Here is a 1,260-nt window from a genome sequence, read left to right on the forward strand (position 1 = left end):
CAATAACCGTGTGTCCCCGGACCGCCCAACCCCGCGATCTCCCGCCGCCCTGTGCCATACGCGACGGCTCACCCGGCCGCAGCCCGGCCCTGCACCGCCCCTCCAGGCCGGAGTCAACCTGCCCCCCCGAGCCTCCCGCCGCGTCCTCCGCGCCGGAGGCCGCCCAGCCCGAGGTCTGCGAAGCGCGGGCTTCTGGCAGTCGGCTGCGCTCGTGCAGGCGGTCCCGGTCGGAGCCGGGCCACGCCGCGCCGGCCCCTCCGGGCCAGAGCCCGCACACCCGGGCGCTCCCGCCGCGCCCTCCGGCTCGGCGAGGACGCTCGTCGGCAGTCCGCCGCGCGGCCCCTCCTCGTACGGGGCTCCCCGGCCCGAAGTCCGCCCCCCGGGGACTTCTCCAGGCCGACCGAACCCGCGGGCTCGCGCTGGCCCGCGCCGTGCGCGGTGGCTCCCGGCCGGAGCCCGGCCGCGCGGCATCTCCCCGTGCCAGGGGCTCGAAGCCGAAGTCCGTTGCGCCGGGACCTCCGCCGCGCCCTCCGGCTTGGGGGCCGCGCAACTCGGGCCCTCCGCCCGCGGCGGCACCGGCGAGGGTGTTCGCGGCCGGCACCCGACCGCGGAGCAGCTTCCCGAACCGCAGGCCCCTCCGGGCCGGAGCACGCGTGCGCCGGCGCTTCCGCCTCGCCCTGCGGGTCCGAGCGTCGCGAAGCGTGAGCCTCCGTTGAGCGATGGCCACGAGGGCGGTTTCCGCCAGAGTCCGGTGACGCAGCGCCTTCCTGTGCCAGGCCCTCGGGGCCGACGTCAGCCTCCTGCTGAGCTTCGGGCTCGGGGGCCGACCGACCCGGGCCCCGAGCCACAGCCTCCGGGGCCGGGGCGGTCGGCCCGGGGCCGCAGGAGTACGAGCTTCCGTCGGGCAGCGGCCGTGGGGGCCTTCGCGGGCAAGGCCCGGGCCTTTCGGGGCGCGCCCGAGACCCTTCGGTTCCGGGCCGCGCCGGTCATGGGCGGACGAGGGGCTGGAGGTCCGCGAAGCGGCGGGTGCCGATGCCGTTCACTTCGCGGAGCTGCTCGACGGAGGTGAAACCGCCGTTGCGGGTGCGGTAGTCGATGATGTGGCGGGCCAGCACCGGGCCCACGCCCGGGAGCGTCTCCAACTGTTCCGCCGTGGCGGAGTTGAGGCTGATCACCGTGCCGGGCGAGGGCGGGCCACCCGCCCCCGTGGTCGGCTCACCGGCCGCCGCGGCGGGTGCGGGGGCGCCCACCACGATCTGC

General features: G+C 78.0%; 1 protein-coding gene. It reads right to left on the reverse strand.

Translation table 11 applies throughout. The annotated features are described in order from the left end of the window. Positions 1-986 precede the first annotated feature (986 nt). Positions 987-1,260 (reverse strand): ComEA family DNA-binding protein (locus ACSNOD_RS31270; RefSeq protein WP_436770451.1); only part of this gene is annotated, 274 nt, incomplete at its 5' end.

The organism is Streptomyces sp. URMC 123 (assembly GCF_051386515.1).
Taxonomy (GTDB): Bacteria; Actinomycetota; Actinomycetes; order Streptomycetales; family Streptomycetaceae; genus Streptomyces.